This is a genomic window from Mannheimia varigena (assembly GCF_013377235.1).
Lineage (GTDB): Bacteria > Pseudomonadota > Gammaproteobacteria > Enterobacterales > Pasteurellaceae > Mannheimia > Mannheimia varigena.
This window is the reverse complement of sequence record NZ_CP016226.1, coordinates 1656552-1670609: the sequence shown is the minus strand read 5'-3', so window position 1 is coordinate 1670609 and position 14058 is coordinate 1656552. Positions and strand designations below refer to the sequence as shown.

Annotated in this window: 12 protein-coding genes and 1 other annotated feature; of the genes, 2 read left to right on the top strand and 10 right to left on the bottom strand. The window is 42.4% G+C overall.

The window, feature by feature from the left end; translation table 11 throughout:
* Positions 1–70: 70 nt before the first annotated feature.
* The 7 genes from tnpA to hisG all read right to left on the bottom strand — a co-directional run bounded on the left by tnpA (position 71) and on the right by hisG (position 7121).
* Entirely contained in the window at positions 71–526 is a 456-nt protein-coding gene (gene tnpA, locus A6B40_RS07805) for an IS200/IS605 family transposase (protein WP_112110448.1), read from the bottom strand.
* Positions 527–635: 109 nt separating this feature from the next.
* Positions 636–1229 (bottom strand): imidazole glycerol phosphate synthase subunit HisH, encoded by a 594-nt coding sequence (gene hisH / locus A6B40_RS07800; RefSeq protein WP_176672053.1) that lies wholly within the window; start codon positions 1227–1229, stop codon positions 636–638.
* Positions 1230–1240: 11 nt separating this feature from the next.
* Positions 1241–2419: a hypothetical protein gene (locus tag A6B40_RS10165; RefSeq protein WP_176672052.1), complete on the bottom strand. Its 1179-nt coding sequence runs from the start codon at positions 2417–2419 to the stop codon at positions 1241–1243.
* A gap of 103 nt (positions 2420–2522) precedes the next feature.
* Positions 2523–3611, bottom strand: coding sequence for a bifunctional histidinol-phosphatase/imidazoleglycerol-phosphate dehydratase HisB (gene hisB, locus A6B40_RS07790; protein WP_176672050.1), 1089 nt, complete (start codon positions 3609–3611; stop codon positions 2523–2525).
* 133 nt (positions 3612–3744) lie between these two features.
* The gene (gene hisC, locus A6B40_RS07785) at positions 3745–4797 is read right to left on the bottom strand and encodes a histidinol-phosphate transaminase (protein ID WP_176672049.1); all 1053 of its coding nucleotides are present in this window, start codon (positions 4795–4797) and stop codon (positions 3745–3747) included.
* Positions 4798–4856: 59 nt separating this feature from the next.
* Complete coding sequence (gene hisD / locus A6B40_RS07780) at positions 4857–6140, bottom strand: histidinol dehydrogenase (protein ID WP_176672048.1); 1284 nt, start codon at positions 6138–6140, stop codon at positions 4857–4859.
* Positions 6141–6212: 72 nt separating this feature from the next.
* Positions 6213–7121, bottom strand: a complete 909-nt coding sequence (hisG, locus tag A6B40_RS07775) for an ATP phosphoribosyltransferase (RefSeq protein WP_025216544.1) — start codon at positions 7119–7121, stop codon at positions 6213–6215.
* Between the two features lie 32 nt (positions 7122–7153).
* Positions 7154–7275: a sequence feature (His leader region), on the bottom strand.
* 187 nt (positions 7276–7462) lie between these two features.
* Here hisG and A6B40_RS07770 point away from each other — a divergent pair.
* Positions 7463–8320 (top strand): phosphoribosylaminoimidazolesuccinocarboxamide synthase, encoded by an 858-nt coding sequence (locus A6B40_RS07770; RefSeq protein WP_176672046.1) that lies wholly within the window; start codon positions 7463–7465, stop codon positions 8318–8320.
* 94 nt (positions 8321–8414) lie between these two features.
* Here A6B40_RS07770 and A6B40_RS07765 read toward each other — a convergent pair whose 3' ends face one another.
* Together A6B40_RS07765 and ilvC are read right to left on the bottom strand one after the other, a co-directional pair.
* Positions 8415–8639, bottom strand: a complete 225-nt coding sequence (locus A6B40_RS07765) for an excalibur calcium-binding domain-containing protein (RefSeq protein ID WP_112110443.1) — start codon at positions 8637–8639, stop codon at positions 8415–8417.
* Between the two features lie 153 nt (positions 8640–8792).
* Positions 8793–10274 carry a ketol-acid reductoisomerase gene (gene ilvC / locus A6B40_RS07760; RefSeq protein WP_025216541.1) on the bottom strand — a complete coding sequence of 494 codons (1482 nt, stop codon included), beginning with the start codon at positions 10272–10274 and terminating at the stop codon, positions 8793–8795.
* A 203-nt stretch (positions 10275–10477) separates the two neighbouring features.
* On the opposite strand from ilvC, the gene A6B40_RS07755 reads away from it, so the two are divergent.
* Positions 10478–11722 carry a paraquat-inducible protein A gene (locus A6B40_RS07755; RefSeq protein ID WP_112110441.1) on the top strand — a complete coding sequence of 415 codons (1245 nt, stop codon included), beginning with the start codon at positions 10478–10480 and terminating at the stop codon, positions 11720–11722.
* A 41-nt stretch (positions 11723–11763) separates the two neighbouring features.
* On the opposite strand, the gene yccS is transcribed toward A6B40_RS07755, so the two are convergent.
* Positions 11764–13971, bottom strand: a complete 2208-nt coding sequence (yccS, locus tag A6B40_RS07750) for a YccS family putative transporter (RefSeq protein ID WP_176672044.1) — start codon at positions 13969–13971, stop codon at positions 11764–11766.
* Positions 13972–14058 lie beyond the last annotated feature (87 nt).

The window sequence follows — 14058 nt, the reverse complement described above, 5'->3', positions numbered from 1 at the left end:
TGTTTTTTCCTTTATTCCCTAGGGTAACAAGTTACCCTAGGTTAAGTATAATGCTGTCCCTTCGGGACAGTTAAATGTGTTTATCAAAAAATTCGTTGTTAATTTCGATGCCTGTTTCAGCTAACAGCATTTTTATTTCGTATTTGAACGTGTGCGTTTTGTGATGCTCTTTTTGCTTCTTAATATAATTGACAATTTTCTGTTTATCTCGCTCACAATAGCTTAAAGCACAATATCCGACAGACCATTCGCTAAAATCAGGAAAGAGATCCTTATGTTTATCCAAAAACAGATGGCTGGTTCGTTTTAATTTCCCCACAAATTCCGCCACCGAAATACTTTGATGAATTTCAACCAATAAATGTAGATGATCCGGCATTCCATTTATACGGTGTAGTATTGAATTATGATCCCGAACAAATCCCCAAATATAACGATACAACAACGCTTCGTGTGCCTCGTTAATGGCATAAACACCGTGTTTCGTGCGAAAAATAATATGGTAAATCAAACGAGTGTAGCTCATCGCAGCCTCCTTCGTATTAGCCCCAATGGGGCTACACTATGCTTAACCTAGGGTAACTAGTTACCCTAGGCAAGAGACAGACTCCGATTTTTCGAGCAAGATCACAAAATTAGATATTCTCCACAAAATTCCGCAGCAATTTCGCCCCTGCCGCCCCGGAACGCTCAGGGTGGAACTGTACGCCGTAGAAATTACGGCTCGCAATCGCTGCCGAGAAATCCACGCCGTAATTACAAGTGGCGATGGTGTTTTCGTTCGGCAACACGCTAAAACTATGCACAAAATAGAAATGGCTACCTTGCTCAATGCCGTGGAAAAGCGGGTGATCTTTGGCGTAATTGACCTTGTTCCAACCCATATGCGGCAGCGGCAAGCCAGTGTTTGGCAAGCGCTCGGTGTTGCCGCTCATTAAGCCAAGCGTTGCTACATCGCCTTCGCTGGAAAATTCAGTCATCAGCTGCATTCCCAAGCAGATGCCGAGCATGGGTTGCTTGGCGTTTTGAATCGTTTCAATCAGCTTGCGATCGTGCAGGTTTTTCATCGCTGCGATTGCCGTTCCCACACCGGGTAGTAGCAGTTTATCGGCGGATTGGATTTTGTTGAGATCACGGGAGATCTCAGCTTGAATGCCAAGGCGGTCAAACGCAAATTTGACCGAAGACAGGTTGGCACAGCCTGTGTCGATGATGGTTAAGTTGGTCATTTAGCTTCCTGTTATTTTTTAAATTCTTTTATGAAATTAGATAATTGTTCTAAACCATCAAATGTACTTGGCACTTTATCTGAATTAGACAAAATATTACTAAATATAATATTTTCAAACTTATCTAGAATATTCACTTCTTTGTTATCTTCTAATGTTCTGATTTCTTTCGCATATTTAGCATAATTTTGAATAAACTGACATAATGATTTTCTTAACTCAATTTGTACGATCTCAGTTTGTAATACATGCAATCTATTTAAAACAATTCTAAAAAAATAAAGTAGAATTAACTCAACACCAAATACAGGCAACATTCTAACCCAGTTAAACTCATGGGTAATTTTGAATGTATTTAATTCAAATTTTATATCTGTAAAAAAATATCCAATTGACTCATGAAATAATATTAATACCAATGGCAACACAACCAACACACTTCCTAGAAAAATCGAAAACCAAAAAGTATTATTTTTCTGTTTATTTTTAATCTCTGATAAACTATTAAAACCATCATATAATCCAACAAAATTAAATGCTGTTTTATATCCATCTAATTTTTTTGATAGAGCATCAGTATCACTATAAGTTTTTTCAATTTTATGTGAAAAATCTTCTATAGCCATATCTAATGATTGTTTATTTTCATCTAGTGTTCTATTTAAAGAGTTAAATTTAGTTTCCAGTTCCTTTATATATAACATACGCTTTTCTTTTAGTTCATTGCTTTTAGAATTTTGTATAGATAAACAAAAGTAGATAGAATCTAGAAAAGTATCATCTCTTTTCAACTCTTTATAAAATTCGTTATTAAATATTGGATTTTTATCTGAGATTGGTATTGTCAGTTCTTTAAAATCATCCCAAATTCTATATACATCCGAAGATTCTACATCCTTAGTATCAATTTTTGTCCTACAAAGATAATACTCCTTTAAAAAAGATGCACAAATTAAATAAGAAACATCATCCGTTAAATGGCTATCACTATCTAAATATCTTTCTAATGCTTGCCCAAATTTTTCAAATGAATACGGAAGTATGGATTCTCTTTTATCAGCCAAATAAATTAGAATATTTATTGCTATACAACATAAGTCAATCCTATGAGATTCTTCAGCTCCATCTTCTGTACGACCATAAACATTAAGCTGATTAAATTTATGTTTTAACTTTTCTTTCGTTATCATTTTTTTCCCTTATACATGCGATATAACAAGCGGTCTAAGTTCTAAAAAAATTTGCAAATTTTGACCGCACTTTCGGGCAGGTTAAAACCCGCCCCTACGGTGATTATAAAACACCCTTACTGCTCGGCAACTCATTCCCTTCAATACGAATACACTGTCTAAGCGTGCGTCCAAACACTTTAAACAAGCTTTCGATTTTGTGGTGGTCGTTGTCGCCCTTGGCTTTGATGTGCAGGGTGGCGAGTAGGGTGAAAGCGATGGATTGGAAGAAGTGTTCGGTCAATTCAGTGCTGAAATCGCCCACGTTGTCACGTTTGAAATCAGCTTTGAACTTGATGAATGGGCGACCTGATAAATCCATTGTACATTCCGCTTTACATTCGTCCATCGGCAACACAAAGCCGAAACGGGCGATGCCGCGTTTGTCGCCAATCGCTTGTTTGAGGGCAGTGCCGAGGGCGAGGGCGGTGTCTTCGACGGTATGGTGTTCGTCAATCCATAAATCGCCTTTGGTGGTGATGTTCATACGGAAACCGCCGTGGGTAGCGATTTGGTCGAGCATATGGTCGAAAAAGCCCACGCCTGTGCTGATTTCGTTCGCCCCTGTTTCGTCCAGCCAGACTTGCACTTTGATATCTGTTTCTTTGGTTTTACGCTCAACGATCGCATAACGTGGCGTGCGGTCGCCGATGTTGGTTACGGGCTCATTCAGCAGTTTTTCGGTGATTAAATCCCAATTCAGCTTTTCAGGGTGATATTGAAGAGCACGAATACCCAAGTTCTCCGCCAGTTGCACATCGGTCGCACGGTCGCCAATCACAAAGCTGTTGGCAGGGTCAAACAGTTGGCGGTCGATGTATTTTTGCAGCAATTTGGTGTGCGGTTTACGGCAGTCGCAGCCGTCTTCGGGCTTGTGCGGACAAATCAACACATCATCAAATTCAATGCCTTGCGAGTTGAATAATGCCATCATTGCGTTGTGCGGCTTGTCGAAATCTTCCTGCGGAAACGAACTCGTGCCTAAGCCGTCTTGGTTCGACACCATCACAAAACGGTATTTGCTTTTGAGTTTGAGCAGGGCGGGAATTACGTTCTTCTCGAATTTGAGTTTTTCCAAACTGTCGATTTGGAAATCAGTTTTCGGCTCGTCAATTAACGTGCCGTCACGGTCGATGAATAAAGTTGGTTGCATTTTGTTCTCCTATATTTTCCCCACATGAGCCGTGTGGGGCTACTTAATCTGAGCCACTTTGTGGCTCTATATATCTGTGCCATCAGCCGCAAAGCGGCTGAGCTTTTTAGCCTAGGACAGCTCGTCCTAAGTATTACAATTGACGAATTGCGTCAATCACTCTTTGATTTTCTTCGGCAGTCCCCACCGTAATCCTGATACAATCCGCCAGTCCAAGTGCCTTGTGCTGATCCCGCAAAATAATCCCCTGTTCCCAAAGAACTTTAAACACTTTCTGCCCGTCTTGGCATTTGAATAGCAGATAGTTTGCCTCGCTCTCAAAAACTTTTTCTACAAGCGGTAAATTTTCGAGATTTTTTTGCAATTCAGCACGCAAAGTAATCACTTCCGCCACTCGCTCACGCATTTGCTCAATGCCTTTTTGGGAAAGGGCTTGGGCGGCGATGTCGGACACTGGTACAGGTAGCGGATAGGGGGCAATAACTTTTTGTAGCACGCCAATCAGTTCCGCATTTGCAAGAGTAAAACCACAACGCAAGCCAGCCAAGGCAAAGGCTTTGGAAAGGGTACGGATAATCGCCAAATGCGGGAAGTTTTTTAGCTCATTAACCAAGCTCGCCTCTGGGCAAAACTCAATATAGGCTTCATCCACTACCACAATCGCTTTGCCTTCGGTCATTTGCAAAAGTTCGAGCAAATCCGACCGCTTGATTAGGTTGCCTGTCGGGTTGTTTGGGCTGCACACGAACACCACTTTCACACCATCCAAATTGGCTTGGATTTGTGGTAAATCAAGCTGAAAATCGGCGGTCAGTGGCACGGTTTTGGTCGCAATGCCGCAAGTATCGGCACTCACTGCGTACATTCCGTAGGTCGGCGGAAAATAAAGAATGCTGTCGCTCGGCTCGCAAAAAGCACGAATAATCAGCTCAATGCTCTCATCACCGCCACGGGAAACCAGCACGTTTTCGGGCTGAACGCCGGCGTAACGGGCGTAGCCTTCTATCACTGCCTGCGGCTGTGGCTCGGGGTAGCGGTTAAAAGTGCGGTCGGTTAAATCAAAGCTTGGTGAAACTGCATATTCATTGGCATTCAGCCACACATCGCCACTGCCGCCCAATCGACGGGCGGATTGGTATGGGGTCAAAGCCTGAATGTTTTTTCTGGAGAGTTGTGTGATTATCATATTCTTTTCCTTACATTCTATAAAAGCCTGTGGGATTATTCAGCCTAGCACGGATCGTACTAGGTATCTAATTTGGCTAATCTAATTGCCACCGCCTGCTTATGAGCATCCAGCTGCTCTGCTTCTGCCATCGCCATTACTGATGAGGCAAGAGCATTAAACCCTACTAATGTCAGTTCTTGCACCGTCATTCGCTTGCTGAAATCCGCCAAGCCTAGGCTGGAGCAGGTTTTGGTGTAACCGTAAGTCGGCAGAACGTGGTTGGTGCCGCTGGCGTAATCGCCCATACTTTCCGGTGAGTACGCCCCCAAGAAAATTGAGCCTGCGTTATCCAAATCTGCCAACAATGCACGGGCGTTTTCCGTCTGCACAATCAAATGCTCGGGTGCATATTGATTGCTAATTTCGACCGCTTGTTGCAGATTTTCGGCAATAAAGGTGCGACTATGGGAGAGGGCTTTGCGTGCCGTTTCGCCACGAGGCAGCACCGCTACCTGTTTTTCCAGCTCGGCATCCACCGCTTTGGCTAAAGTTTCGCTCGGAGTAACTAAAATCACCTGCGAATCCGCCCCATGTTCCGCTTGAGAGAGCAAATCGCTCGCCACAAAAGCCGGATCGGCACTGCCATCGGCAATCACCAACACTTCGCTTGGGCCTGCCGGCATATCAATCGCAGTGCCGGATTGCACCACTTGACGCTTCGCTTCCGTCACAAAAGCATTACCCGGTCCGAAGATTTTATCCACTTTCTGCACCGTTTCCGTGCCGTTCGCCATTGCGATAATCGCCTGAGCTCCACCCACCGCATAGATGGTTTCCACGCCGCACAAATTGGCGGTGTAGAGAATTTCATCTGCAATCGGCGGCGGCGAGCAAAGCACAATTTTCTTACAACCAGCGATTTTTGCCGGCACAGCAAGCATTAACACCGTTGAAAACAGTGGTGCAGAACCGCCCGGAATATAAAGCCCCACCGCATTAATCGGGCGAGTCACCACTTGGCAACGCACGCCGGGCTGGGTTTCAATATCCACTTCTTGATTTTGTTGAGCCTTGTGGAAGGTTTCAATATTCGCTTTCGCATTTTGAATCGCTTTTTTCAGCTCCGGCGAAATACGGCTTTCCGCTTGCTCAATTTGAGCTTTGGAAATGACAAGGCTGTCTAATTTCACTTTATCGAATTTCTCGCCAAACTCGAACAAGGCTTTATCGCCGTTAGTCAGCACATTCGTTTTAATTTCATCAACCGCCGCTTTCACGCTCTCGCCAATCACTTGAGCCGGGCGTGCGAGATAGGTTTGTTTTTCTTGTTCAGTTAGGGTGTTCCAAATTAGGGTTTGCATTGTGGTATTCCTATGTAGGGTTTATATTGTTATCTTCCTTGTAGGGGCAAATTGCAATTCGCCCCTACGATTTTATGCAAGCATCTTCTCAATTGGGAGAACCAACACCGAACTTGCCCCCATTTCTTTGAGCTGTTCCATTGTTTCCCAGAACAGGTTTTCTTGGCTTACCACGTGCATTGCCACCCGGGTTTGGTCGTTGGCAAGTGGGAGAATGGTCGGGTTTTCCACCCCCGGCAATAATGCGGTGATTTGGGCTAATTTGTCTTTTGGAGCGTGGAGCATAATGTATTTTGATTCGCTGGCTTGTTGAATGCCTTGAATGCGGGCGAGTAACTTATCCACAAGGGCTTGTTTTTCCGCTGAAAGCGGCTCTTGGCGTTGAATTAAGCAAGCGGTTGAGCGGTAAATTACTTCCACCTCTTTCAAACCGTTCGCCTCAAGCGTAGCACCGGAGGAAACTAAATCGCAAATGGCGGTCGCAATGCCGGCGGCTGGAGCAACTTCCACCGAGCCTGTCAGCAAAATGCTTTTAAAGGGTACGCCTTGCTCTTTCATATAACGCTTGAGCAAATTCGGGTAAGAGGTGGCAATCACGGCATTTTCTAAATCTTTTACGCTACTGTAATCTTTATCTCGATCAATCGCCAGCGACAAACGGCAGCCGCCAAAATCGAACTGGCGAAGTTTTTTATATTCGACTTTTTCACCCGCTGCCAAACGCCCGAGCTCTTCTTCCTCCAACACATTTTCGCCGAGAATACCGAGATCCACCACGCCATCAAAAACCAAGCCCGGAATATCATCATCACGCACACGCAGAATTTCAATCGGCATATTTTCCGAATAGGCAATCAGGCGTTGATCGTTCCAAATAATTTTCACACCACACTGTTTGAGAATATCGCTGCATTCTTGGCTCAGGCGACCTTTTTTCTGCATTGCGATGCGTAATCTGTCTTTAGGGAGTTGTGTTGTCATTGCAGTTTCCTTCTTGTTTTTGAATTTAGAATGTAAAAAAACCCTCTCGAAAGACTTCCGAGAGGGTTAGATTTTGCGTTTATGCGTACTCGGAAGTTTATCTTCCGCACACACCAAATGCCCGAAAGATTATTCAGGGAAATGATGGTGATGATGAGTACGAATAACAGTCATTGTGCGTTTCTCCAAAAATGAGGTAATGAAGAAGATACGCCCAAAACGAACAAAAGACAAGCACTTTTTTGCAAAAAATCTCAACCAACAAGAATTTATCGCAAACGTTTGCGTAAAGCGGTATAATTTCGCTGATTTTTTACAACTCTGAAAATAGGAATTTAAAAATGCAAATCAGCTTAAAAAAAATCTATTCAGGCAAAGTGCGTGATCTTTATGAAATCGATGATAAACGAATGTTAATGGTGGCGACCGACCGTCTTTCTGCGTTCGATGTGATTTTAGATGACCCGATTCCACGCAAAGGCGAAATCCTCACACAAATTTCTAATTTCTGGTTTAACAAATTGGCACACATTATGCCAAACCACTTCTCCGGTGACAGCGTATTTGATGTGTTGCCAAAAGAAGAGGCTGAAGCGATTCAATACCGTGCGGTAGTGTGCAAACGCTTAACTCCGGTGAAAATCGAATCCATCGTACGTGGCTATTTAACCGGTTCAGGCTTGAAAGATTATAAACAAACCGGAACGATTTGCGGCTTGAAATTGCCTGAGGGTTTGGTAGAAGCCAGCAAATTACCGCAGCCGATTTTCACCCCGTCCAGTAAAGCGGAAGTGGGCGATCACGACATCAACATCAGCTACGAAGAGTGCGAACGCCAAATTGGGGTGGAACTTGCCGCCAAAGTGCGTGATGCAGCAATTCAACTCTACACCGAAGCAGCGGAATACGCCCTCACCAAAGGCATTATTATTTGCGACACCAAATTTGAGTTCGGTTTAGATGAAAATGGCGTGCTTACCTTAATGGACGAAGTGCTAACACCGGATTCCAGCCGTTTCTGGTCGGTGGAAACCTACCAAGAAGGCACAAATCCGCCATCATTCGACAAACAATTCGTGCGTGACTGGCTGGAAAACAGCGGCTGGAATAAACAAGCCCCAGCCCCGAAAGTGCCTGCCGATGTGATTGAAAAAACCGTGGCAAAATACCAAGAAGCGTTAGATTTATTAACGAAATAGTGATTACAAGCGGTCGTTTTTCATTTATTTTTTGCAAAATAAAACCTGTAAGTGAGAACTTACAGGTTCTTATTTGCTATGTAATTTCATTAAATTATTTCCTTTTTTTCTTACCTCCACAAATACTTTCACAAGGTATGCCATCATTGTCTCTGTCTAGGCTTTGCAGGCCACATTGAGTTAAGTAAAAACGAGCCTCTTCACAACTGTCCATTTGACTACAAGTACGCTTACCCTCACATTGGAATTTTTCCTTAGCATACACTGCCGCAACAAAACTAAGAGAAAATATTGCCACAAATTTTAAGTATTTTTTCACTAATCACCTCCACCGTTAATCTTATTCGCTATGCTTTTTACTCAGTATGAATAGGATAATTATGATTGAACAATTTATCATACAAATCATAAAACAAAAAGTGCGGCATCACTACCGCACTTTTGCAAAATGTTTTGGTTTTTTAACCGCTTGTTAATCTTGTGATGAAATACGTTTCATATCTGTCATATAACCACGTAATTCTTGACCGATAATCTCAATTGGGTGGTTACGGATAGCATCGTTCACATCACGTAAGTAAACGTTGTCGATTTCAACCGCTGGAGTTGGTTCGCCTAAATCACCTTTTTCTAAGGTTGGGATAATTTTCTCCGCTAAAATTGGCGTTGCAACGTGTGAGAATAGGTAGTTGCCGTATTCTGCCGTATCTGAAATAACCACGTTCATTTCGTATAAACGTTTACGAGCGATGGTGTTCGCAATTAACGGTAATTCGTGTAGAGACTCGTAGTACGCTGACTCTTCGTAGATACCTGCTGAAACCATTGTGTCAAACGCTAATTCAACCCCTGCTTTCACCATTGCAACCATTAACACGCCGTTGTCAAAATATTCTTGCTCAGAAATTTTGATGCCGTCTGCTTGTGGTGCATTTTCAAAAGCGGTTTTGCCGGTTTCTTCACGCCATTTAAATAGGTTCGCATCGCCGTTTGCCCAGTCTGCCATCATGGTTGATGAGAACTCACCACTGATGATGTCGTCCATATGTTTTTCAAATAAGAACGCTAATTCTGCTTTGATTTGCTCAGAAAGCTCGAATGCACGTAATTTTGCACTGTTCGATAAGCGATCCATCATTAAGGTGATACCACCTTGTTTTAACGCTTCAGTGATAGTTTCCCAACCGAATTGGATTAATTTACCTGCGTAAGCCGGATCTTTACCCTCTGACACTAATTTGTCGTAGCACACGATGGAACCTGCTTGTAACATACCGCAAAGGATGGTTTGCTCGCCCATTAAGTCAGATTTCACTTCGGCTACGAATGAAGACTCTAACACGCCTGCACGGTCGCCGCCGGTTGCACTTGCCCACGCTTTTGCAATCGCTAAACCTTCGCCTTTCGGGTCATTTTCAGGGTGAACTGCGATTAAAGTCGGCACACCGAAACCACGTTTGTACTCTTCACGCACTTCTGTACCCGGGCATTTCGGAGCGGTCATTACAACCGTGATATCTGGGCGGATTTGCTCGCCTTCTTCCACAATGTTGAAACCGTGTGAGTAACCGAACGCTGCACCGTGTTTCATTAACGGCATGACATCAGCAACTACTTTTGAGTGCTGTTTGTCTGGGGTTAAGTTGATGACTAAATCTGCTTCTGGGATTAATTGCTCGTAAGTACCTACTACGAAACCGTTTTCTGATGCACGTTTGAACGAAGCACGTTTTTCCGCAATCGCTTCAGCACGCAATGCGTAAGCGATGTCTAAACCGCTGTCACGCATATTTAAACCTTGGTTTAAACCTTGAGCACCACAGCCCACGATCACCACTTTTTTGCCTTTTAAGAAGTTGCAGCCATCTGCAAATTCGTTACGATCCATAAAGCGGCAACGACCTAATTGGTCTAATTTTTGACGTAAATTTAATGTGTTGAAATAGTTAGCCATTGTTTGATCCTTATAGTGAGTCAATGAATGATATTTAATTTGATTATACACCGAAGCATTATTGCGTAAATTGAAAATATTAATATCTCATATTGCGTAAATTGCAATTAAATGTAGTTTGCAAAAAACCGAATAAATTTAACCGCTTGCAATCTCTGTTATAAAGTAGAAAATAACCACTTAAATTAATAGAAGACAAACAAATGAAGATAAAAAATATCATTCTACAAACTTGCCTTGAATGTGGGCAAAATGTGCGAATTCCTTTGAACGAAAAAGGAGACTTCCTCTGTCCTGTTTGCAATAATGTTATACGAAAGGGCAATACTTGGAGCTTACGCCGTAGTGCATTTTTAGCATTAGCCATTTTAATTTTGCTCCCCTTCGCACTTGGCTTTCCGCTACTCAGCATTGATTTACTTGGTGTGAAAATTAATGCAACCGTATGGGATGGTATTTGGAAAATGGCAACTACAGGCTATCCTTACACAGCATTTATGGTTCTCGTATGTGCAGTCATTATGCCTGTCTCCTTTGTTTTGCTGATTTTAACTATTCATATCCAGCGAATGATCCACCAACGCCCACGTTACACACTAATATTCCTCACTAAAATTAAAGAGTGGGTAATGCTTGATGTTTATCTGGTTGCTCTCGCCGTTGCAGCATTTAAAATTCGAGATTATGCCGATTTAGAATTTAATATTAATTTAATTGCATTTGTACTCGTTGCTGTACTCAATACATTGCTATTTATAAAAATCGAGCCCAAACAGGCGTGGGAGCGATTTTACCCTGAATATCACTCGCTACCTTTCGATCACGCAAGCCACCCAACGCTCTGTCCGACTTGTGAATACTGTTTTGATGAAACGATTTTAGATCTGAAGGGGCAACAACGCTGCCCTCGTTGCGAGAGCAATTTATCAGTTGCCGATAATATTAAAATTCAGCGCGTCTGGGCGTGTTTAATTGCCGGAACAATAATGATGCTCCCCGCCAATATTTTCCCTATTTCAATTACTGAAATGGCAGGAAAAGTTTCCGCAGATTCATTAATGTCTGGGGTGATTTTGTTTATAGAAATGGGTAGCTACACGGTTGCTGCTATCGTATTTATTGCAAGTATTGCCGTGCCTGTCAGTAAAATTACGATTATTTTTTACCTATTACTTGCTATTCACTACAAATGGAAGCACCCCATCCACATACAGATGAAGCTACTGCACTACGTTCACTTCGTTGGACGTTGGTCAATGCTTGATTTATTTGTACTTTCACTGATGATGTCGCTACTTGAACGCGGACAAATTCTCAGCTTTTCAGTAGGCGAAGCTGCTTTCTATTTTGGAGCAGCGGTTTTCTTAACTATGTTTGCTTCCGCCAATTTAGATGCCAGAATGTTGTGGAAGATTCATTATGATAATAAGAAAACAAAGCACAATTAATCTATTTTATGTATACTCCCCTTGCGGGAGAGGGAATTTCCTCAATCTACTTTTTCCACTCCACTTAATTTTTCCATTTTCAACAAACTCTGCAACTGCGGCAATAATTGGGTGATCAGCCTCAATTGCTGAATTAGAACTAAAGCTAATTCATCTTGTTTTTGCTGATGTTCTTGTTCAAATTGAGCAAGATCTTGATCGATAGCGGTCAATTTTTCCGATAATTTTGCAAATGAACGACTGTCATCCGCAATTTTATCGATAATATTCGCGACTTCTCGCCCGTGTGAAAAAAATATTGCGGAAAAATCAACTTGTCGATTAATTTCACGGCTGGCGATGCGGTAAGCCCCTAAGGTTGAAATATAACCAAGCAGGGTATAGCCGATACCTAACAATTTCGGAGCAAAGGCTAAATCATTCGCATATTTCTGTGGTTCGCTATACATATTAGTAATCGTATTGCTGAGTGCAGATAAGTGATTGTGCACATTACGGCGGGCTATGCGATAAGGTAATTGCTCATTATAACCAAATTGGAGTTGAGTAATAATGTGCCGTAAATAATTTCCACTGGCTTTTAGACTATTATGTAAGTTGCTTTGCAAATTGAGATATTTCCAGTCCGGCCATAAAAAGGTGACGGCTAACCACGCAATGGCTGTACCTAATAATGTGTCTAACAACCGTGCTAATACTCCACTTTCAACACTCACACCTGCAATATCAAGACTCATCATCACAAGTAGGGTAATATAGAAGGTAGAAAAACCGTAATGTACCAAGCGGAAAAAAGTATAAAGTGAGCCCGCTAGTACAATAATACCAAGCTGAGCCTCAAGACTGAGCGTTACATTAAACAGTTCAAACATTCCGCCAACGATTACGCCGAAAATCGTGCCGACCACACGGTGAATTAAGCGGGTTTTAGTTGCGGTATAATTGGGCTGACAAACAAAAACCGCAGTCAGTAAAATCCAATAACCTTTATTGTCAAAGCCTAAAAGCGGTACTATTGCACTACATAAAAACACCACAATCGAAAGGCGAACGGCGTGGCGAAATAGCTGTGATTCAAAAGTTAAATGCCCTTTAATTGCTTGGATAATATTGCCTAAACCCGTAATATTTTCGGCTATCAAGCGGTTAGATTTTGTGAAATTTTTACTAAGTGGCTCAATATGCTCTGAACGACTTGCCCCTTGTTCGATTTGAGCTAATTGGCGTTCAATATTGGCTAAATTCTCAGCAACCGATTCCCATCGGTAAGTGCTTTTTAACCCTCTTTCTTGATGATAAACCAACGAGTTGAGTAACCCTTGCAATGCATTCCCACCACGCTCACTGTGTTCATATCTTTCTCGATGGCGTAATGCCACTGCAATTTTTTGACACGCAACCGCTTGAAGTTCCATTACTCGCTGGAAGCGAAACATTAAATCGCTATTACTTAATTGCTGGAACAGTTCGTGATACTGATAATGACTAGAACTCGCCCGTTCTAAAATATCTTGAGCCGTAAAATAGTAGCGTAACATTCGTTGCGTACGTTGCTGTTTGTGCTGTCGTCTTAAACGATAAAATAATGATACTCGTGTTTTATCAAATGCCGCCATTACTTCACTGTTCGCTTTGGCAAGTGCCAGTTGTTTTGCGTTTAAATCGTCATCATCAGGGTCAAAATAGGCGGATTTTGCCAGCAAATAGTGGCTTAAGGCGAAATAGGCAGAAGCCAAGTTTGCTTGCACTGTTCTATTCGGGAAAACTAGATAGACTACAATCCCAACTAATCCATATAACAATGTACCAAGTAGAATCATCACGACATTGTTATACCACAGTACTTCGGGGGTATAAGTTAAGCTGTTATAGATAGCCACAATCAGCGTGCCGAAGGCGATAGTACTGTAACGCTGCCCTACTGCACCAAGCATTACTAGAAGAAAAGTACAGACCATCAGCACCGGCACGAACAGCCAGCCTAAATATAAAGAGAGACTTGCCCCAATGGAGGAAAGTGAAAATGCTACTAGGCTGATGATCAGGTTTTTTGCTCGACCGATAAGACTATTATCTAAATCAACCAAACCACCTGCGATAATGCCTAACATCAGCGGCATCGCAAAATGCGAAATACCAAGCTGCCAAATGCTTACTGCGGCAATATTGAGCGAAATAAACATCGGCAAGGTTTTAATCACACTTTCCGAGAGCCAACTATTTTGCAGTTTTTTTAAAAACTTATTCATATTTTTATTTGTAAATTTTTACTAACAAACGCTTGCGTTTGAACGTTGGCTTTGCCAACGGCTCCGAAGGAGCGAGCGTAGCGAGTA